We start from the raw sequence: 21,017 nt of genomic DNA, 5'->3' as shown, positions 1-21,017 counted from the left end.
TTTTTTAAAGTTATTTTTAGTACCTATAACATCGATATCATCCACCCAGGTACTAAAAAATATAACATATTATAGGCTGTCAACACTTTCATTCTTATCATATTTCCCCGCCTGCATAACAGCAGAAGGCCGCTGCGCTTTTACAGCAACAGCGACCTTTCTGCCAGTGTTTGATTCAGGGTGTCGTCTAATATGGGAGCATTAAGGGAAGAACGGCCATACCATCGGAATAACAATCAAGCTTACAACAAAGCATACCAGCACCAAACCGGTTCCGCATTTCACATAGTCCATAAATTTGTAGCCGCCGGGACCGAGCACCAGAGTACAGGGCGGAGTGCCAACGGGAGTTGCGAATGCGCAGGATGCAGCAACAGCAATCGCCATTACCACAGCCTTGGGATCTGCATTCAGCTGTTTAGCAATTGCTATACCAATCGGGCACAGCAACGCAGCAGAAGCGGTGTTGGACATGAACTGTGTCAGGAAGCAGGAGATGGAAAACAGTACTATCGTTACAATAAGCGGTGTAGGTTCACCGCCCATCAGTCCCACTGCCCAGTTAGCAATCAGCTTGCCTGCGCCGGTTTTATCCATTGCAGTGGACACAGGCATCATACCCGCAAACAGGAAGATGGTTACCCAGTCGATGGAGGAATAAGCCTGTTTTTCAGTCAGGCAACCGGTAAGTACGCATACAAGAGCACCAATAATAGCAGTCATTTCCAAGCTGATAAACTTAAAATCCAAGGCCATTACGATTACGCAGACCAACAGAATCATACCGGAAATCATTTGCTTTTTCTTATCATGGGTAGTAGCTTCAATTTCTTGTTCGATTTCCTGATCCGCATCAAGCTCTGCCTTCGGCAGCAGATACTTGCCAATCAGCAACATATAGAGAATACCTGCTACAGATAGAGGAATACCAATCCAGGCAAATTCAAAGAAGCTGAACCCCGGCAAACCGGCAGCTGTCAGAGCGCCACTGCCGATAATATTAGGCGGTGTACCTACCAGAGTAATAATGCCGCCCCAACCGCAAGCATATGCCATCGGCAACAGCTGGCGGGACGCAGGGTTTTTGGAAGCAGCACAGATACCAAGTGCTACCGGCATCAGACAAGCGCAGGTACCGGTGTTGGAGAGAACAGAAGAAAGAGCAGTTCCGACAAGCATTAAGCCAAGCATCAGGCTGTTTTCACCGGTTCCGAAAATATGCACTACCTTTTCACCGATAGCCTGAGCTAAACCGGTGTAGAACATTGCCGCGCCAACCACGAACATGCCGGCAAACAGTACTACAGTAGAATTAGAGAGACCGCTGAAAACCTGCTTGGCCGGAATCAGACCCAACAAGCCGCAGGCAACAGCGCCGCCGATTGCAGTAATTGCCAAGGGTATAATTTCAGTTACAAAGAACAAAGCAATTACCGCTAACAGAATTAAACATTTGATTGCGGGGGACATAAGCAATACCTCCTTTTAATCTTTTTCCGAAAGTCATACAGCAATGAAATCTTATATGCTCTTCCGTTGATTTTATGATAGCATTTTCTCCCATCTTTCCGCTGTAGCCTAGGCAACGAATTTATTATATTTTACATAATCTTTTTCATATTTTAGTTTCTAAATTCTATAATTTCTATTGTATTTTTGTTTATAAACTTACGTATCTTATTTTAATTACTTAAGCGCTGTTTTTCAGCTGTTCAGGTACTAATTTCAGCAACTGTTCATGACAGTAAAAAAGACACCTTCACGGTGCCTTTCTTAATAAAAATATAATTATTATTCCGTATGAGAATGCTCCAGAATCTCAAATGTATTCTTCTCAAAGCTGATAAGTCCGTCAGCACGCATGCGCGCCAGCTCCCTGGTCAAAGCACTGCGGTCGGCATCTAGATAATTAGCCAAATCGGTACGGTTAAAAGGAATAGTAAATTTATCACTGCCATTATACCTTGCTTCCTGCTCAAGATAAGCCATAATCTTACCGCGCAAGGTCTTTTTGCAAAGAATTTCCGTTTTCTCAATCAGGCGTGTATTATTGTCTGCCAGAATCGAAACGATATTGCACATCAGACGTCTGTTGGTTTCATTGTGATTGCTGCCGTCAAACAGCATTCTTCCCAAAGGAAGCATCAGAATCTCGCTGTCGCTTGCCGCAAAATAGCTTACCACACTGCGGTCACTCAGCTTGCCCAGGTAGTTTTCCGCAAAAACATCGCCTGCGCTCAAATTGGCAATAATGGATTTTTCACCCCAGATATCCTCTTTGATCATCTGAACAGTGCCTTCCATGACAACGCATAAATTTTCGATGCAGTCACCTGCCAGATAAATATAGTCGGATTTAGGAAAATGCTTAATCAGTCCATGAAACTTATGCAGAACCTCGTTAATCTCGTCTCTGCCTAAGCCTTTAAACAACGGTATATCATGATAATTCGGTGCAAACATTTTTACTGCCATATTATCACCAGCCTTCTATTTCATATTAGTTATTCCACATCCTTATTATCCCAAATTAAAATACATATGTAAATATTATGTAACTAAAGTAAACGTTTAGTAATTTTGTTGCTCATGCAACATTTTTTGCGAATTTCAAAATTGCGAAAAAGCCCCTAAAACTGCGCTTTTATGCGATATCCGGTTTCACTTACAAAACTTACAAAATTATTCTTTTCTGAGATGTTTTGTAAATAAAGAAAGCGCTTGCAAACTGTTAAAACGTTGCTATGGCAACGCCCACAAATTGTCGCACAATTTATAATATAACCATAATAACCTTAAGACATTTGCTGGGACGTTGTTCCTTATACCAATTGCTTTACCGGTACATTTTGAGGGAAGTGTACCGGGATTTTTTTGCATTATAAGCATCAGCCGGTATATGAGGATTGCCCACTGTATAGACAAGAAAGCGCAGACTGTTCACCAGCCTGCGCTTTTTTATATCTGACTAATCTATAAATGTTGTCTTTAACCGAACATAGCCGCAATCGCCTGCTCCAATGTTTTGACACGCACAATCTGTGCCTTGACAGAAGGCAGCTGCAGCTTGCTGTCAGGTACAATGAATTTGCTGAAGCCCAGATTAATGCCATCCATAATCCTGCGCTCGGGCGCGCTGACGCGGCGCACCTCGCCTGTAAGACCAACTTCGCCAAAAACGAGGATGCCCTTAGGCAGAGGCCTGTTCCGATAGCTGGAAACAAGCGCTGCCGCTACCGCCAAATCTGCCGCCGGCTCATTAACCTTCATGCCACCTACTACGTTAACATAAGCATCGTAAATGCCAAAGTCTAAGCCAAAACGTTTTTCCAGAATCGCCAGCAGCATATTCACTCTGTTATAGTCAAAGCCTACTGCCGTACGTCTTGGCATGCCGTAGGGAGTTTTAGCTACCAGCGCCTGAAATTCTGCCATAATCGGCCTATTGCCTTCCATGCAGGCACCGATAACACTGCCTGACGCTTCACCGTCTCTGTCCTCCAAAAACAGTCCGGCAGGATTTGCTACCTCCTGCAGACCTCCGGCTTCCATAGAGAAAATGCCGCTTTCGCTCGTACTGCCGAAGCGGTTTTTTAATGCGCGCAGAACGCGGAAGGAATAGGAACGGTCACCCTCAAACTGCAGCACTACGTCCACCATATGCTCCAAAAGGCGCGGTCCGGCGATAGTGCCGTCCTTAGTAACGTGACCGATGAGCAGCACCGCAATGCCCGTACTTTTAGCGAACTGCAGCAGTTTAGCCGTACACTCGCGCACCTGACCTACACTGCCGGCAGCAGTCTGCAGCTCCGGGTTATACATCGTCTGAATACTGTCAATAATTAAAAGCTGCGGCTTCAAGGCATTCGCCTGCGCCAAAATAGCGTCTAAATCCGTTGCCGTAAGAATCAGCAGGTTATCATTGGCCTGCGCACCGCCTAAGCGGACAGCACGCATGGCAGTCTGCTCCTCCGATTCCTCGCCGCTGACATACAGTACCTTGATACCCTGCTGCCCGAAGCGCAGGCCTGCATCAAGTAAAATAGTAGATTTGCCAATGCCCGGAGTGCCTCCCAGCAGCACAAGGCTGCCGGGTACGACACCGCCGCCCAACACCCGGTCAAATTCACGAATACCAGTTGCCAGGCGTTCTACCTTGGTTTGGGCAACACTGGCAATAGTACGCGGCCGCAGCTTTTCGTTATTTGCAGGCAAATAGCTTTTACCGGTCTTGGCAGTTACCTCCGCCTCCTCTGCCAGCGTATTCCAACCGCCGCATTCCGGGCAGCGTCCCAGCCACGAGGAAGCAACATAACCGCATTCCTGACAGACAAATCTGCTCTTAGTTCTGGCCATGCTGCGGCTCCTTTCCGCTGCTTACAGAAGCAGCTTGTTCATCTGTCACCGGCAGCTCCAACAAAAACTGTGCTCCCTCAATCGCCGTATGGAAGTCCATTTTTTTATCTGCAGCCTCGGCAATAATCTTGTCGCCGCTATGGAATTTTCCGGCAAGGAACAAATCGCTCAGCGGATCCTCCACCAGCTTACGCAAAGCTCGGCGCAGTGGACGCGCTCCGTACTTGCTGTCACTGCCTTCCTGCAGCAGCAGCTCGCGTGCCGGAGCGGTAAGCTCGATGCTGAGGCCGTTGCCTGCCAGACGCTGGTTCAGCTCACGCAGCATATTGTCGGCAATCAGCTCCAGCTCCTGTCTGCCCAAGAAATTAAAGACAAGGATTTCGTCCACACGGTTCAAAAATTCCGGACGGAACACATTCTTGATTTCAGCAAGCACCTGCTCCTTGCGGTTCTTGCGCTCGCCTGCCTCGTTGCCGGCAAAGCCCAGCGGTCTGGTGTTGGCCAGCTGCTGTGCGCCGGCGTTGCTTGTCATAATCAGCACGGCATTGCGAAAATCTACCGTGCGTCCCTGACCGTCGGTCAGACGGCCATCCTCCATAATCTGCAGCAGCAGATTAAACACATCCGGATGTGCCTTTTCGATTTCATCCAAAAGCACTACACAGTAAGGCTTACGGCGTACCGCATCCGTCAGCTGTCCGCCCTCGTCATAGCCTACATAGCCCGGAGGTGCGCCAATCAGGCGTGCTGTGGTGTGCTTTTCCATGTATTCCGACATATCAAAGCGCAACATAGCACGTTCATCGCCAAACAGCTCCTGTGCCAATGCCTTCGCCAGCTCAGTTTTGCCTACACCGGTAGGACCGAGGAACAGGAAGGAACCGACAGGTCTGTTTTTGTCCTTAAAGCCTGCGCGGGCACGGCGAACAGCTCTGCTTACCGCGCTCACAGCCTCATCCTGACCGATAACACGCTTGTGCAGACGCTGTTCCAGCTGCAACAGACGGTTGCTTTCGGTTTCGGTCAAGCGTGTCAGCGGAATACCGGTCCAGGAAGCAACAACCTCAGCCACATCCTCCGCAGTTACCGGCTGTTTCATGGCCACCTCGGCCAAGGCTGCCGCCAGCTGTGTCTGCAGCTCGGCCTCCTTGTCACGCAGCTCCGCTGCCTTTTCGTAATCCTGCTGCTCTACAGCCTCTTCCTTTTCCATCTGCAGATATTCCAGCTGCTCCTGCAGCTCTCTTGCGGGCGCAGATTTTTTATACAGTTTGATACGCAAACGGGCACAGGCCTCATCCATCAGGTCAATAGCCTTATCAGGCAGATTTCTGTCCGTAATATAGCGGTCACTCAGCTCCACCGCAGCCTTGACAGCCTCCGGCTGAATCTTCAGCTTGTGGAATTCCTCATAACGTTTGCGCAGTCCCAACAGCATCTCTTCGCTGATTTCCGCACTCGGTACATCAACAAGCACAGGCTGGAAGCGTCTTTCCAGCGCCGCATCCTTTTCGATATGCTTGCGGTATTCATCAACAGTTGTTGCGCCGATAACCTGCAGCTCTCCACGCGCCAGCGCCGGTTTGATAATATTGGCAGCATCTATACTGCCCTCGGCACTGCCTGCACCGATAATGGTATGCAGCTCGTCGATAAAGAGAATAATCCGCTTATCGTCACGCACCAGCTTTAAAATTTCCTTCATGCGGTCTTCAAATTCACCGCGATATTTTGCACCTGCCACCAGCATTCCCAGCTCCAGCGAAAAAATAATTTTCCGCTGCAGAAACTCAGGTATGTCACCCTTGATAATCTTTTGCGCCAGGCCTTCGGCAATAGCGGTTTTACCCACACCGGCCTCGCCGATAATTACCGGGTTATTTTTTGTTCTGCGGCATAAAATCTGGATAAGGCGTTCAACCTCCTTATCACGGCCGATAACAGGATCAATTTTACCACGGCTGGCCTCCAGGTTCAGATTACGTCCGTAGCCTGAAAGAACCTCCAGAACATCAGCCTGTTTTTCTTCTGCCTGACGACGCTGCTGATTTCTGCCCGGCACAGCCTTGCGCTGATCATCCAATGCCTGCACCAGCTCCTTGACAGCGGCCAGCGTAATCTTAAACTTCTGCAGTACCTGATAGGCAATGCCATCGCCAGCTGCCAGCAAGCCTACAAGCAGCTGCTCGCTGCCTACGTATTCCTGCTCCAGCTCCTGCGCGTTCTCTGCCGCACGCTCCATTACACGCTGCGCGCGTTGGCTGTACTGCGGCAGCTTGGACTGCTTGCTGCCCTTGTCCAGCCAGCTCTCCAGCTCTGTCTTCATCTCATCGAGATTATTATATAATTTATGCAGCAGCTTTTTGCCGGTACAATCCTGTATCGTCAAAAGGCCCCACAAAATATGCTCCGTACCTATATGCTCGCTGCCGCAGTCCAAAGCCTTGGTGGTAGCCAGTTCCAGCACCTTGGCCGCAGCCTCGCTGAAGCCCTCGCGGGTAACCTTTTTCTTGGGCTTACGTCCTGCGCCCTTCAGCATTTCATCCAAAAAGCGTTTGGCTCCCTCCGGTGTCAGCGGCATATCGCCCATACCCATAGGAAGATAATCCTTAGCGCAGTCACCGCAAAGCCACTTATCAATCTGCTTATCACCTACCAGGCATACCATGTGCATGATAGCCTGTTTTTTATGACAATTTTCACAAAGCATTTCTTCACCTCCGTCCGGTGCTGTGCAGCAAGCCTACAGCCTGCTGCAATATTTCCTTCTTCTTATCCTCATCGGCGTCGATAATCTGCAGCATATACTGCAGTAAAGCGCCTTCCCTTGCTGTAATCATCTTCTGCTGCAGCAAATGCTGCACCAGCTGCAATGCTGTAGGCGGCTTGGGTGTTTCTGCCGCAGGCTGCATACGTACAATGCGTACAAAACCGCCGCTGCCGCGCCTTGACTCCACCATAAAGCCACGCTCCGGCGTAAAACGCGTACTGAGCACATAGCTTATCTGCGAAGGAGCGCAGGACAAGCGCTCAGCCAGCTCATTGCGCTGCACAAGCACAGTATCCTCATGCTCACGCAGCAATTCACCTATAATAAAGCTTTCAATTGCATCCGCTAAATTTTTCATAGTTACTCACCTTGATTATATATTTGAATATATTATATTTGACTTTTCGACTTTAGGCAAGTGAAAAATCTATGGCAGAAAAAAGCATAAAAAAAAGACTACCGCAACCATACTCAGTCACGGCAATCTTTACCATTAAATTGATTAACCCTTAATAGTCTTCAGCATCTGCAAAGCCTGCACGATATCCTGCATAGTGAAATTCTCCAGAGAGGTTGTCTGGGTTTCTTTCTTGGCTTTTTCTTCACCGAATACTATATCATCAATACCACAATTAAAAATATTCGTCATCTTAACCAGATTTTCCAAAGTCAGGCCTGCACGTCCGCTTTCGATATTACTCATATGGGTTTGCGATACACCTATATTTTTAGCCAGCTCAGTCTGATAAATATTATTTTTCAAACGCAATGTTTTGATACGTAGACCCACAGCCTTATAATCCACTTGCTTTGCCATATTAGCTCATCCCCTAACTATTTGCTGATATAGTGATGCCAGCTACATCCTACTGCTTGTGAAATGACCTTCTACATAACCGCACCCTATATAATATAACACAGCATTCTTTCAGAACCATTTCCTGAAAAGCTACCCCCTCTCCCGGAACCGGCGCTCTATTCGCACTTTAATTGTCCTTTTAACGAATGCTTAAACCTGCTTACCTAATTATATAATACACCTCTTTAAGGCATTATGCAATAATAATAATTAATATTTTAAGGCAATTAAGTTGCATCCAAACTTTTCTCCTTCTTATTCTCATTGTTTGAAAACAAAAAGCATCTCTGTTTTATAAATAATTTTCTATGATTCTTTAATTGCTGAAAAAAAGCGGCATATTTCACAATAGTTTCGCAAATTCTTTGCCTTTTTGACTTTTTGTAAATTGACAGTATGAAAGCTTTCTTCTACAATTAAATCAAGCAGACCTTGCAAGTCTGTCTGATATCCGTTAAATACGAAAGGAGCTATAAAAATGGGAAAAGGTCTTTTAGGCGTTATCGCCGCTATTGTCATTGCGGCAGCTATGTTCTTCAGCAGCTATAACGGTCTTGTAAGTATGAATGAAAATGTTACCGGCAAATGGTCGCAGGTGGAAAACCAGCTGCAGCGCCGTAACGATTTAATCCCTAATCTGGTAAATACCGTCAAAGGCTATGCAGCGCACGAAACGGAGGTTTTCAAGGCTGTGTCCGATGCCCGCGCTAAGCTGGGCGGTGCCAAAACCGTAGCAGAAACAACTGCAGCCAACAATGAAATGAACAGTGCTCTGAGCCGTCTGCTGGTTGTTGCCGAAAATTACCCGGATTTGAAGGCCAACACCAACTTCCAGCAGCTGCAGGATGAGCTGGCAGGTACCGAAAACCGTATCGCCGTAGCACGCAAGGATTACAACGATGCCGTACAAGTCTACAACGCAAAAATAAAATCTCTGCCTACCTCTTTATACGCAGGTGCCTGCGGCTTTACTGCCAAGGATTACTTCAAGGCAGATGCAGCTGCCCAAAAGGTACCGCAGGTTAAATTTTAAGCAGATAATCCCGCTAGCTGCAAGCTGCTGACGGAGGGATAATAATGAAACGTTTTATAATCTGCCTGCTGCTTATCCTGCAGACTTTCTTTGCCGCTTACGCCGGCGCCGCGCCTGCCATTCCGCCGCGACCGGCGGCCGGCAGCGGCATTTATGTACAGGACAACGCCGGTGTCATATCTGAAGATGATAAACAGCAAATGCTCAGCTTGGGCGCTGAGCTTGACAACAAAACAACAGCACAGCTGGCAGTACTGACAATCAACACTCTTGACGGCGAGCCTATTGAGGATTACGCTCTGGAGGTTCTGCGCCAATGGGGCATTGGCAGCAAGGAGCAGAATAACGGTGCGCTCATTGTAGTCGCTGTCAAAGACAGACGCTCGCGCATTGAAGTTGGCTATGGTCTGGAAGGCTCGTTGCCTGACGGTCTTACCGGACGCATCCAGGACCAGTATATGATTCCTTACTTCAAGGACGGTAATTACAGCAAGGGTATTTTGCAGGGCTATAAGGCTGCCGCAGCCAAAATTGCCCAAGGCTATAATACGGAGCTGAGCGGGGTGAAATATCAGGCTCCCGCTTCCCAACCGCAAAAAAATACAGGCTCCGGCCTGGATGATTTGCTGTTTGCTTTGGGAGTAATCGGTTTTCTTATTGTTGATAATCTTTTACTTGGCGGCTTTTTTACGCGCATCCTGCTGCTGCTGATTTTCCGCGGCGGTGGACGTGGTGGCGGAGGTGGACGAGGCTTCGGCGGCGGCAGCGGCGGTGGCGGCGGTTCGTCCCGCAGCTGGTAAAAGCAATATAAAACCAAATCAACTGCATCACTTTTCGGTGGTGCAGTTTTTTTATGCTAACTTTACAGTTAGCCGACAATACAGCTACAATGCTAAAACTCCTGCCAAGGCACAATGCCCGGGCAGGAGTTCATATCATTTTATATTATTAAACGAAATTCGGCAGTTATACCATGCCTCTGATTTTCATTGCTTCTTCCAGGCTGCCCAAAGCAACCATGTAAGCAGCAACACGCAGCGTTACATTATACTGCTTAGCTTTTTCATAAACCGCCTTAAAGGCCTTGCGCATCAATGCGTTCTGCTTTTCAATAACCTCTTCCTCCGGCCAGAAGTAACGGTACAGATTCTGTACCCATTCAAAATAGCTTACGGTTACACCGCCGCCATTGGCCAAAATATCAGGAATAACCATAACACCTTTGGCCTCCAGAATATCGTCAGCCTCCGGCGTAGTCGGTCCGTTTGCACCCTCGCAGATAATGCTTGCCTGTACAGCCGCCGCATTCTCCATAGTCAGCTGCAGTTCAATAGCGCAGGGTGCCAGCACGGTAACCTCCATTGCCAGCAGCTCGGCATTGCTAATTGCTTTACTTCCGGGATACCCCATTACACTGCCGGTTTTCTTGACATATGCATCTACATCATAGCAATCAAAGCCATCCGCTTTGAAGATAGCGCCGTACACATCACTCAAGGCAATAACCTTAACGCCTGCATCACAGAACAGCTTGGCAGTCCAGCTGCCTACATTGCCGAAGCCCTGCACAGCAGCAGTTGCCTCATGCGGCTGAATTCCTTTCAGCTTCAGTGCTTCCAGTGCCGCAACAACAACGCCGCGTCCGGTAGCAGCAGTACGTCCCAAGGAGCCGCCTACGCTGATTGCCTTGCCTGTAATAAAGCCAGGCTCATATTGACCGTTCAGCTTGCTGTATTCATCCATCATCCATCCCATAATCTGAGCATTAGTATTCATATCAGGTGCCGGGATATCACGTTTTTCACCGATAATCGGTGCAATTTTATCTATATAACCGCGTGTCAGACGCTCAAGCTCAGCTTTTGAAAGCTTTGCCGGATCTACGATAATACCGCCCTTGCCGCCACCATAGGGCAAACCGGCTACGGCACATTTACAGGTCATCCAAAAGGCAAGCGTCTTTACCTCATCCATGCTTACATTCTGATGATAGCGTACACCGCCTTTTGCGGGGCCAAGGATTGTGCTGTGCTGGCTGCGATAGCCGGTAAATACTTTTGTAGTACCGTCATCCATTTTTACAGGAATAGAAACTTCCAAAGTACGTTCGGGAACCGCAATAATAGCTGCTGCGCCTGCATCAAGCTCCATTGTCTCAATCGCTTTATTCAGTGGAATTTGGGCCATTTCAAAAATATTCATAATCAAGCCTCCTTGCTTTCCAAAAGGATATAACCCCATATCCGTACTCTTATTATATCGTGTACACTATTCACTGTCTACTGAAATTTATGTAATTTTTTTAATGTTTTAAAGCTTTTTTACTTACAAAACTGCTTTGTTTACAACAAAAACGCCAGCGAAGCCGCCGGCGTTTTACTTTAGTCTATTATAGGGAACTCGTCATATACTCTGCCAAAATCAATTCCACCAATAATTTTATTCTTGTACTGCTCGCGAATAGCCCGCTCGCCCTCCTCCATATGCTTGGAGGTTATGCCATAGCGACGCGACAGCCACACCTCTACAAAGGCCGAAAGATTATCGCAACCTTTGAGCACACTGCCGTCAATTGCATGGAAGCCAGGCTTGTTGTACTTGCTGCTAATCTCTTCAATACTCGTATGTACTACCTTGCCGTCAATTCTGACACGATTGGAAAATTCATCCTGCGTATAATACAGAATATCCTCATGCCAGGTATAAGGCAAGAGCGGCAGGATCTTTTCAGCTACCATACGCTCTTCCATACGCTTAATCAGCTCATCAAGGCCCGGTACACTGCGTTTGACCGGTGAAATAATATCGCGTGTCAGCACCTCCGGCAAATCGTGGAAAAGACCGCAGAGGAAATCGCCCACGATACGCTCATCACAGGCTCCCAGCTTAACTGCGCAAAAATAACCCATAATCGCTACCAACAGTACATGCCCCATAACAGAGGTTTCAGGAACACGCGGCGACTGCGCCCAACGCTTTTGGAAGCGAAGTTGGCCGACAAGATCGATAAACTTGCTGCTCTTACCCTTCAGCGCCAGCTTCTTTACTGCCGCCAAGTCGTAATGATCCTCCAGCTCGTTTTCTATAACAGCCTTGGTATCCTCACTGCCGTAAATACCCTCATTAAAGTGATATATCAGCTCAAATTCCCATTTTGTTGCCAGATAATGTGCAGCGCGTAAAATCTTTTTTTCCATAGCGCAGTATTGCGGGTCCTCAAAATAGAGCTGCATTTTTTCCATAAAATCTTCCTGAATATCAGGAATCCGCCGCCGCAGCTCCTGATAAACCCAGGCATTAAGCTCCTTGCCATAAACACGCATCATTTCATGGAAAATCTGCGGCTTGATATCAGTCAGCACATTACGCTGCAAAAACTCAAAAATGCCGCCTTCTATCAGCAGACGCCAGTTGAGCTGCGCACCATGGTCATCCTCCTCATGGCGGGCCAGCACATACATAATCATCATCTTATGAGCCTGCTTATCAAGCTCTGTAAAGCCGCTGGGGCGGATATGCTCATTCCAGCGCTGGATATGCGCTGCATCATATAAAAATTCAATAAAGCTTTTTGTCAGCATTGCTTCATCTCCCTCATAAACACGTCTACTCTTATTTAACAGCAAAAGCTTGCTTTTGGCAAGGACATAAGTAATTTTATTTTATATCCGCATATATTAAAAGGCAGCCTCCGCCTGCGCAGAAGCTACCCTTCAAATAACAATTTACAACTATGCTTTTTTATCCAGCATCTGCTCCAGTGTATGCCAGCCAAGCACGGCGCATTTAACACGCGCCGGCATGTGGGATACGTCTTGCAGCACGCCTGCTTCCTCCAGCTCGTCAATTTCTTCCTCACTGGCGGTCCCTTTAATCATGCGCAGGAAAATATCAGCAAGGCGCAAAGCCTCTTTTTCACTCTTGCCGATAACAAGATCCAGCATCATGTCAGCACTTGCCTGGCTGATTGCACAGCCGCTGCCCTGAAAGGCACCGTCAACAACCACGCCGTCGGCAAGTTTCAGCTTCATGGTGATATCATCACCGCAGCTGGGATTGTAGCCGCGCATCTCTACGTCTGCATCAGGCAAATCATGCTTATGACCGGGATGCATATTGTGGTCGATTAAAATTTCGTTATAAAAGGCTCTATTATCTGCCATAGCCCATTCTCTCCCTTATTGTAGATAAGCTGTTGATGAAGCGCTCTACATCTGCTGCCGAATTGTAGAAGGCCAGACTTGCACGAGCAGTTGCACCTGTGCAAAGGTGGTCCAGCAGCGGTTGAGCGCAATGATTGCCGGCACGTACATTTACGCCGTCAGCATCAAGGATTGCAGCAATATCATGCGGATGCACGCCTTCTACCGTAAAGGTAAGAATACCCTTGTGCTCCTCTGCAGTTTTACCGCCGATAATATGCACACCGGGAATCTTCTGCATGGCATCAAAAGCTAATTTCGTCAGCGCTGCTTCGCGCGCTTCGATTACCTCAAAGCCGATGCTGTTGATATATTCGATAGCAGCATGCAGTCCGGCAGCACCGGCAGCATTTACCGTACCTGCTTCAAACTTGTGCGGCAGCGGTGCATATTCCTGGCCGTCACGGCTTACAAAGCTGATCATCTCACCACCGCTCAGGAACGGAGGCATAGCCTCCAGCAATTCCTTCTTACCGTACAGCACACCGATGCCCATAGGTCCGAGCATCTTGTGACCGCTGAAGGCAAGAAAATCAGCATCCATTTTCTGCACATCAATCGCCATATGCGGTGCGCTCTGCGCTGCGTCAATCACAGCAACAGCGCCAACCTTATGCGCAGCGGCAATAGCCTTAGCAATCGGGTTCAAGCGTCCCAAAACGTTGGAAACCTCTGCCATTGCTACGATTTTAGTTTTTTCGGTTATAGCTGCATCGATAGCCTCATCGCTGATGCTGCCGTCAACAGCACATTCAATGTACTTTACTACAGCACCGGTCTGCTGCGCAACCATGCGCCAGGGCAGCATGTTGCTGTGATGCTCCATAATCGTGGTAACGATTTCATCGCCGGGCTTAAGGTTAGCCAGGCCATAGCTGTATGCCACCAGATTCAGGCTTTCCGTAGTATTGCGAGTGAAAATAATTTCCTGCTCGCTTTTGGCATTGATGAACTTCTGCACAGCAACGCGCGCATCTTCATAAATGTCGGTTGCCTGCATTGCCAGGTCATACAAGCCACGCAATGGATTAGCATTGTGTTTGAGATAAAAATCACGCTCTGCCTCAATAACGCAGGCAGGCTTTTGTGTGGTAGCAGAGTTGTCCAAATAAGCAACATCGTTAGCTGCCAGCAAAGGGAAATCCTTTTTATAATCAAAGGACAGTAAATCCTTATCATTCACCATCTGCCATCACTCCTTCCAGATAACGCTGTACCAATTGTACAGTATCCTCGTCATCAATCTTGCGGCACAGGGCATCAATCTTCGCCTTGGCCATCATATCAACAGCCTCCTGCTCACTGAAGCCGCGGCTGCACAGATAAAAGAGCAGCTCGTCATCAAGCTTGCCGATGCTGGCACCATGGTTGCCCTGTACGTCCTCCTCGCTGCACAGAATCAGCGGAATCGTCTGGTTGACCACGTCGTCGCTCAGCAGCAACACTGTCTCTTTTTCGTCACCAACAGCGCCAGCGCTGCCGTTTTTGAAATCAATCGTGCCACGGTAAATCTTCTTGGCCCCACCCTGCAGCACACCGTCTGCAGTCATTTCGCAGGTAGTCTTTTTGCCGTAATGGTTGGCAATAAAGTTCATGTCCACAGTCTGACCATGGCGGCCGTAGTAGCCAATCGCAGCCTTGAAATCACTGCTTTCACCAAGAAGCTCCGTGCGTGCGCCGTTGTAGATTTTATCTGCACCCAACTGGATTTGCAGAAGCTCAAAGGCAGCATTGTCGCCAAGCTCACTGCCAACGTCGTTGATATGCAGGAAGTCTCTGCCTAAAAGCTGCACCTGCACCAGCTTAACCTTAGCGCCGGCAGCTACATCTATCTTAGTCTGAATGCTTGCCTGTCCTTTAGCCTGCGCTGTAGAAATATAGGTCATCAGCACAGTAACCTCACTGCCCGGCTTAGCTTCAATTTCAATCTGATTATAGCAGCTTGTATTATCGGCATAACGCAGAGTAACAGCAGCTACACTCTTGCCTGCGTCAGCAACAAGACGCAGCTTTTTGCCTTCGCCCAGACTACTAATTGCTTCACCGACGCCGCCTGCTATTTTGGCAAAATCAGTGCCATGTACTGCGCACTGTGCCTTTTCGCTGCAGCCGCAGCAATTGCTGCCCTTGCTTTTATTCAGGCAAACGCTGCCTTCCAAGGCTACACGCGGTTCACAGCTATCCTGCGGCAGCTCCAAGCCGGCCAGCTTTGTTTCATTCATTTTTAACCTGTTCCAGGTCGGAGCAGGCAACTGATTAATCACTAATTCTTCTATCATGCTGCTCCTCCTTAACCTATACTGCCCTGCATTTCCAGGCGGATAAGGTTGTTCATCTCAACAGCGTACTCCAGCGGCAATTCTTTGGAAACATTATCCGCAAAGCCGCTGACAATCATCGCTCTTGCTTCTTCCTCGCTGATACCGCGGCTCATCAGGTAGAATACCGCATCGTCACTGATACGGCCGATTTTTGCCTCATGTCCGATATCCGCATCGGCAGTACGCACATCAATAGCAGGAATGGTATCAGAACGGGAAATATTATCCAGCATCAGGCTTTGACAGGAAACAGAAGATTTGGCCTGCTTAGCCTTATTGGTAACAACTACACTGCTGCGGAAGGTGCTGATACCGCCGCTCTTGGAAATAGAGCGCGTGTTGACAATGCTGGTAGTTTTCGGTGCATTGTGCACAACCTTGCAGCCTGTATCCAGATTCTGGCTGTGACCGGCAAAGGTTACGCCGGTAAATTCACTGTGCGCACCGGTGCCGTTCAAAATACTCATTGGATAAAGATAGGAAACATGTGAGCCGAAGGAGCCGGAAACCCATTCAATAGTACCGCCCTCTTCAACCAAGGCACGCTTGGTATTAAGGTTGTACATATTCTTCGACCAGTTTTCAATCGTAGAATAACGCAGCTTAGCATTTTTGCCGATAAACAGCTCAACACAGCCTGCATGCAGGTTAGCAACATTATATTTCGGTGCGCTGCAGCCTTCGATAAAGTGCAGGTCTGCGCCCTCATCAACAATAATCAGCGTATGCTCAAACTGGCCTGCGCCCTTCGCATTCAAGCGGAAGTAGGATTGCAACGGAATAGCCACGCTGACTCCCTTCGGTACATAAACAAAGGAGCCACCGGACCACACTGCGCCATGCAGTGCAGCAAATTTATGGTCAGTAGGCGGCACCAGCTTCATAAAATGCTCATGCACCATCTCCGCATAAGGTCCGTTCAAGGCGCTTTCCATATCAGTATAAATAACGCCCTGCTCTTCTACCTCTTTACGCACATTATGATAGACAACCTCGGAATCATATTGTGCGCCTACACCGGCCAGACTGCTCTGTTCTGCCTGGGGAATACCCAGACGATCAAAGGTATCCTTAATATCTTCGGGAACATCCTCCCATTTACCCTGCATGTTCGTATTCGGACGTACATAGGTAACGATGTTATCCATATTCAGACCATCAATCGAAGGTCCCCAGTTCGGCACCTGCAGCTTATTATAAATATCCAGGGATTTCAGACGGAATTCCAGCATCCAATCCGGATCGTGCTTTTCACTGGAAATTTTTTCAACAATCTCGCGTGTCAGGCCTTCCTGAATGCGGTAAGCGTCCTTATCCTCGTTACGAAAGTCGTAAAGACTTCTGTCTATATCATCAACATAGGTTTTTTCTTCCATATTTTTACCACCAGTTATTCCTTATTCTGCAAAAACTTTTCAAAGCCGTTTTTGCTGACTTCGTCCACCAGCTCCGGACCGGCATTTTTGATAATCTTTCCCTGTGCCAGAATATGAGTGTGGTCAACATGCAGTGCATCCAGGATTTTAGTATTATGAGTGATTATCAGCAATGCTCCCTGACGATGCTCCTGGAAGGTTTTAATGCCCTGAGAAACAATCTTTACTGCATCAACGTCCAGACCGCTGTCCGTTTCGTCAAGAATTGCCAGCTTAGGATTCAGCATCAAAAGCTGCAGAATTTCTGCCTTCTTCTTTTCGCCGCCACTGAAGCCGGTGTTAAGATCACGCTCGGCATATTTGCTGTCCATCTGCAGCAAAGCCATAGCCTGACGCAGCTCCTTACGGAAATCCCAGGCCTTGATGCGTACACCGCGCTGCTGCTCCAAAGCAGTTTTCAAAAAGCTGCTCAGGCTGATGCCGGGAACCTCCAACGGGTTCTGGAAGGAAAGAAACAGACCTGCCTTAGCACGTTTGTCTACGGCAAGTTTGGTAATGTCTTCGCCAGCAAAATTAATACTGCCGCCCTTTACGGTATATTTGGGATTACCCATCAGCGCATAACCCAAGGTGGATTTGCCTGCACCGTTAGGTCCCATAAGCACATGAGTTTCACCCGGCTTAATATCAAGATTAATATTGTGCAGAATCTCTTTGTCCTCTACATTGACTACGAGATTCCTTACCTCTAATAAATTCTCTGCCATATTTATCCTCCAATCGAAGCAATCCGGAAGAACTGCTTCTCAAAATCTTAATTCCCACATTTCTAGTATGAATTCCATACCCTATTATAAAATTATTTTTCGCACTATGCAAGCGCTTAACGCAAATATACACCTACAATTTGCAAATATTTTGCAATACAGCGCGACAAAAATGCCTTTTAACAGCATTCTTCTTATTATATAATATTTTCAGGAAAATTTATAGTGAGGCGGGAAAATTTATGGTCAAAACAGCAAAATTCACTGTCTAGGAAAAATTTTCCCGGAAACGGCACCGCAAAAACGAAAACTTGAAGCGCACTGCTTTGGTTTTTTCAATCAATTACCGCATTTAATCTCTTCACAATCTCTATAAATCCTACAAAGAAAAATGGGATGTGCAAGCATATGCATCAGCTTGTACATCCCGCTATTGATTATCAAAAAACGTAATCAGCACTTATTAATTTTCGGACAGAAAGTTAGCCATATAACGAAAAAAGCACTTCATTTACATGAAGTGCTGAATTTACGTGGTGGGCGCTAACGGGATCGAACCGCTGACATTCTGCTTGTAAGGCAGACGCTCTCCCAGCTGAGCTAAGCGCCCGTAATTTGGTGACCGGTGGGGGAATCGAACCCCCGATACCGCCGTGAAAGGGCGGTGTCTTAACCGCTTGACCAACCGGCCAGGTGGCTCCCCGAGTAGGACTCGAACCTACGACGCCCTGATTAACAGTCAGGTGTTCTACCGGCTGAACTATCGGGGAATATTTTGTGATGTTTTGTGTTGCTCAACATCACGAGTGTTATTATACTAAGTCCACACGCATTTGTCAACACTTTTTTTGAACTTTTTTATGATTTTTTCAGAAAAAGTTTTTCAAAGTTGCCAAGTTGCTTTGCTTAAGCAGCAAAAATCGCTCAACCATGCGTATTTCAGGCTTTTACCTTAACTACGATTTTTTGTACGTTGCTGGCGATTTTTTCTACAGAACAATTAGGTCTGTGTAATTCCCACGGGAAAAAAATTGCAAAATCACCGGAATTTAATACTGCGCAATTCTTCTCCTGCGGGTCAGCGTAAAAAATTACGTCCTCTTTTTCTGCTTTATTTTCTGTTTCTACACAATCAGCTGTCAGCGGTGTATACCAAATTGCTTCCTCACCGCGAGCAACAAACTGTACATCAATATAATCGTTATGCTTTTCCGGACGGCGTTCAGCCTTAGGCTCGGTATCATATGTATTGACGCGGGCGAAAACATTACGTCCGTCAATTTCATATTCACCGTTTTCTACCTTGCTGAAATCAGTCGCAGCAACGTAAGCCAGTGCTTTTTGCAAACGCTCACTTACATACGGCAGCAGTTTTTCAATATCTTTTTTATTTCCTTGCAGCATAATTATTTTCCTCCTCTATCGTTGACGAAAGCATTGTTGATTGTTATAATATATGTAGGTTGGTCTGACGAGTGGTTCCGTCAGCTCTTCCCATAAAAATTGTTTTATTGAAGAAAAGGCTGGCTGTCATATGTCGGTCTTTTTCTTTTCTGTAATGTTACTTACAAGCCAAGATAATGGTCGCAACAAGAATGTCGAAAGCAATCATAAGACTTAAGGCTTCGTACACCCGCATAGCTCCCACCTCCCTTGAGGGGCAGCCAACGTTCGTCAGACCATTATCATTATACCAAAACTAAACTAATAAAGCGAGGTTTTTATGAGCTACTTAAATGTCACCAATGTTTCCCACTCCTTTGGCGGCCGCCAAATTTTAGAAAACGTTTCCTTTAAGCTCCTGCGCGGTGAACACGTAGGTCTTGTTGGCGCTAACGGCGAAGGCAAATCCACCTTTTTGAATATCGTAACCGGTCATGTACTGCCTGACGAAGGCAAGGTTGAATGGCCCGGCAAGGTTACCGTCGGTTATCTGGACCAGCAAAGCACCCTGGAAAAGGGCATGACTATCCGCGAGGTTCTGCGCACTGCCTTCGACGGCATGTATGCTATGGAGCAGCAGATGCTGGAGCTGTACGATAAAATGGGCGATGCTTCTCCCGAAGAGCTTGATAAAATGATGAATACCGTCGGTGAAATCCAATCCGAGCTGGAGCACAGCGGTTTCTATTCCCTGGACAGCAAAATCGAAGAATTTGCCAATGGCCTCGGTCTTGGCAGCATCGGTCTTGATAAAGACGTAAGCGAGCTTTCCGGCGGTCAGCGCAGCAAGGTTCTGCTTACTAAGCTGCTGCTGCAGAACTCCCAAATTCTACTGCTGGATGAGCCTACCAACTATCTGGACGTTGAACATATCGAATGGCTTACCAAGTTCCTGCAGAACTATGAGCATGCCTTTATTCTGATTTCCCATGATATTCCCTTCCTCAACAAGGTTGTCAATGTTATCTATCATCTGGAAAACTGCGAGCTTACCCGTTACAGCGGTGACTACGATAAATTCCAGGAAATGTACGCCATCTATCAATCCCAGAAGGCAGCAGCCTACGAACGCCAGCAGCAGGAGGTTGCTAAGCTGGAGGACTTCATCGCCCGCAACAAGGCGCGCGTTGCTACCACCAATATGGCAAAAAGCCGCCAACGCAAGCTGGATAAGATGGAAATGATTGAAAAGCCGCGTGAAAAGCTGAAGCCGACCTTCAAATTCACCGAAGCACGTACTCCCAGCCGCTTCATCGTAGAAGCAAAGGATTTGGTGCTTGGCTATGACAGCCCGCTCACCCATCCTGTTACCTTTAATCTTGAGCGCGGTCAGAAAATCGCTATCCGCGGTGTCAACGGCTTAGGTAAAACCACCCTGCTGAAAACCATTTTAGGTATCATTCCGCCTGTCAGCGGCAAGGTTGAGCTGGGTGAATTCCTGGAGCCCGGCTATTTTGAGCAGGAGGAACGCGAAAAGAACGAGAATACTGCTCTCGATGATGTTTGGAACGAATATCCCGGCCTGACCAACTACGAGGTGCGTGCTGCACTTGCAGGCTGCGGTCTGACTAATGAGCACATCACCAGTAAGGTTTTCGTACTCAGCGGCGGTGAGGCTGCCAAGGTGCGCCTGTGCAAACTAATGCTGAAGGACGTCAACTGGCTGGTACTGGACGAACCTACCAACCATCTTGATGTTGACGCAAAAGACGAACTGAAGCGTGCACTGAAGGAATTCAAGGGCAGCGTTCTGCTGGTTTCCCACGAACCGGAATTCTACGAGGACTGGGTAGATAAAGTTTGGAACATCGAGGACTGGACCACTAAGATTATTTAATATTGTAAGCATAAGATACAAAAGCGTTCTGCCGTAATTTTGCGGCAGAACGCTTT

General features: G+C 47.5%; 18 protein-coding genes and 3 tRNA genes. 3 read left to right on the top strand and 18 right to left on the bottom strand.

All coding sequences use genetic code 11. From position 1 onward, the window contains the following. Positions 1-201 precede the first annotated feature (201 nt). From Q7Q81_RS08015 to Q7Q81_RS07990, 6 genes are all read right to left on the bottom strand, one after another. On the bottom strand, positions 202-1,470 hold the full coding sequence (locus Q7Q81_RS08015) for an SLC13 family permease (RefSeq protein ID WP_021719428.1): 1,269 nt from the start codon (positions 1,468-1,470) through the stop codon (positions 202-204). A gap of 321 nt (positions 1,471-1,791) precedes the next feature. Then, positions 1,792-2,475: a Crp/Fnr family transcriptional regulator gene (locus tag Q7Q81_RS08010; RefSeq protein WP_293821652.1), complete on the bottom strand. Its 684-nt coding sequence runs from the start codon at positions 2,473-2,475 to the stop codon at positions 1,792-1,794. Positions 2,476-2,988: 513 nt separating this feature from the next. Beyond that, positions 2,989-4,356: a DNA repair protein RadA gene (gene radA, locus Q7Q81_RS08005; RefSeq protein WP_304275153.1), complete on the bottom strand. Its 1,368-nt coding sequence runs from the start codon at positions 4,354-4,356 to the stop codon at positions 2,989-2,991. Further along, a complete protein-coding gene (locus Q7Q81_RS08000; protein WP_304275150.1) occupies positions 4,343-7,063 on the bottom strand; it encodes an ATP-dependent Clp protease ATP-binding subunit in 2,721 nt (906 codons plus the stop codon). The genes radA and Q7Q81_RS08000 overlap by 14 nt, the downstream gene beginning before the upstream one ends. A gap of 4 nt (positions 7,064-7,067) precedes the next feature. Then, on the bottom strand, positions 7,068-7,481 hold the full coding sequence (locus Q7Q81_RS07995) for a CtsR family transcriptional regulator (RefSeq protein ID WP_009145544.1): 414 nt from the start codon (positions 7,479-7,481) through the stop codon (positions 7,068-7,070). A 144-nt stretch (positions 7,482-7,625) separates the two neighbouring features. Continuing rightward, positions 7,626-7,940: a helix-turn-helix domain-containing protein gene (locus tag Q7Q81_RS07990; RefSeq protein ID WP_009145545.1), complete on the bottom strand. Its 315-nt coding sequence runs from the start codon at positions 7,938-7,940 to the stop codon at positions 7,626-7,628. A 520-nt stretch (positions 7,941-8,460) separates the two neighbouring features. On the opposite strand from Q7Q81_RS07990, the gene Q7Q81_RS07985 reads away from it, so the two are divergent. Together Q7Q81_RS07985 and Q7Q81_RS07980 are read left to right on the top strand one after the other, a co-directional pair. Beyond that, positions 8,461-9,015 carry a LemA family protein gene (locus Q7Q81_RS07985; RefSeq protein WP_303711979.1) on the top strand — a complete coding sequence of 185 codons (555 nt, stop codon included), beginning with the start codon at positions 8,461-8,463 and terminating at the stop codon, positions 9,013-9,015. A gap of 44 nt (positions 9,016-9,059) precedes the next feature. After that, positions 9,060-9,815: a TPM domain-containing protein gene (locus Q7Q81_RS07980; RefSeq protein WP_304275148.1), complete on the top strand. Its 756-nt coding sequence runs from the start codon at positions 9,060-9,062 to the stop codon at positions 9,813-9,815. Positions 9,816-9,981: 166 nt separating this feature from the next. Here Q7Q81_RS07980 and Q7Q81_RS07975 read toward each other — a convergent pair whose 3' ends face one another. The 12 genes from Q7Q81_RS07975 to Q7Q81_RS11085 form a co-directional block, all read right to left on the bottom strand. Further along, entirely contained in the window at positions 9,982-11,217 is a 1,236-nt protein-coding gene (locus tag Q7Q81_RS07975) for a Glu/Leu/Phe/Val family dehydrogenase (RefSeq protein WP_304275145.1), read from the bottom strand. Between the two features lie 179 nt (positions 11,218-11,396). Continuing rightward, the gene (locus Q7Q81_RS07970; RefSeq protein WP_293810988.1) at positions 11,397-12,596 is read right to left on the bottom strand and encodes an HD domain-containing protein; all 1,200 of its coding nucleotides are present in this window, start codon (positions 12,594-12,596) and stop codon (positions 11,397-11,399) included. Positions 12,597-12,746: 150 nt separating this feature from the next. Then, complete coding sequence (gene sufU, locus Q7Q81_RS07965; protein ID WP_293391910.1) at positions 12,747-13,178, bottom strand: Fe-S cluster assembly sulfur transfer protein SufU; 432 nt, start codon at positions 13,176-13,178, stop codon at positions 12,747-12,749. Continuing rightward, positions 13,168-14,403, bottom strand: a complete 1,236-nt coding sequence (locus tag Q7Q81_RS07960; protein ID WP_304275143.1) for an aminotransferase class V-fold PLP-dependent enzyme — start codon at positions 14,401-14,403, stop codon at positions 13,168-13,170. The genes sufU and Q7Q81_RS07960 overlap by 11 nt, the downstream gene beginning before the upstream one ends. After that, entirely contained in the window at positions 14,393-15,496 is a 1,104-nt protein-coding gene (locus Q7Q81_RS07955) for a SufB/SufD family protein (RefSeq protein ID WP_304275140.1), read from the bottom strand. The genes Q7Q81_RS07960 and Q7Q81_RS07955 overlap by 11 nt, the downstream gene beginning before the upstream one ends. 11 nt (positions 15,497-15,507) lie before the next feature. Then, a complete protein-coding gene (gene sufB, locus Q7Q81_RS07950; protein WP_304275138.1) occupies positions 15,508-16,914 on the bottom strand; it encodes a Fe-S cluster assembly protein SufB in 1,407 nt (468 codons plus the stop codon). 14 nt (positions 16,915-16,928) lie between these two features. Continuing rightward, positions 16,929-17,681, bottom strand: a complete 753-nt coding sequence (sufC, locus tag Q7Q81_RS07945) for a Fe-S cluster assembly ATPase SufC (RefSeq protein WP_299822421.1) — start codon at positions 17,679-17,681, stop codon at positions 16,929-16,931. Between the two features lie 534 nt (positions 17,682-18,215). Beyond that, positions 18,216-18,291: transfer RNA gene (locus Q7Q81_RS07940), tRNA-Val, on the bottom strand. A gap of 6 nt (positions 18,292-18,297) precedes the next feature. Further along, positions 18,298-18,372: transfer RNA gene (locus tag Q7Q81_RS07935), tRNA-Glu, on the bottom strand. A gap of 3 nt (positions 18,373-18,375) precedes the next feature. Beyond that, positions 18,376-18,451: transfer RNA gene (locus Q7Q81_RS07930), tRNA-Asn, on the bottom strand. 169 nt (positions 18,452-18,620) lie between these two features. Further along, the gene (locus Q7Q81_RS07925; protein WP_293850126.1) at positions 18,621-19,085 is read right to left on the bottom strand and encodes a YhcH/YjgK/YiaL family protein; all 465 of its coding nucleotides are present in this window, start codon (positions 19,083-19,085) and stop codon (positions 18,621-18,623) included. Positions 19,086-19,242: 157 nt separating this feature from the next. Beyond that, complete coding sequence (locus Q7Q81_RS11085; protein WP_368502120.1) at positions 19,243-19,320, bottom strand: putative holin-like toxin; 78 nt, start codon at positions 19,318-19,320, stop codon at positions 19,243-19,245. Between the two features lie 84 nt (positions 19,321-19,404). Between Q7Q81_RS11085 and Q7Q81_RS07920 the strand changes: the two genes are divergently transcribed. Next, the gene (locus Q7Q81_RS07920) at positions 19,405-20,961 is read left to right on the top strand and encodes an ABC-F family ATP-binding cassette domain-containing protein (RefSeq protein ID WP_304275135.1); all 1,557 of its coding nucleotides are present in this window, start codon (positions 19,405-19,407) and stop codon (positions 20,959-20,961) included. Positions 20,962-21,017 lie beyond the last annotated feature (56 nt).

Source organism: Phascolarctobacterium succinatutens (assembly GCF_958453765.1).
Lineage (GTDB): Bacteria > Bacillota > Negativicutes > Acidaminococcales > Acidaminococcaceae > Phascolarctobacterium_A > Phascolarctobacterium_A succinatutens_B.
Note: the sequence above shows the minus strand (reverse complement) of the source record. Positions and strands in the feature narration are given on the sequence as shown.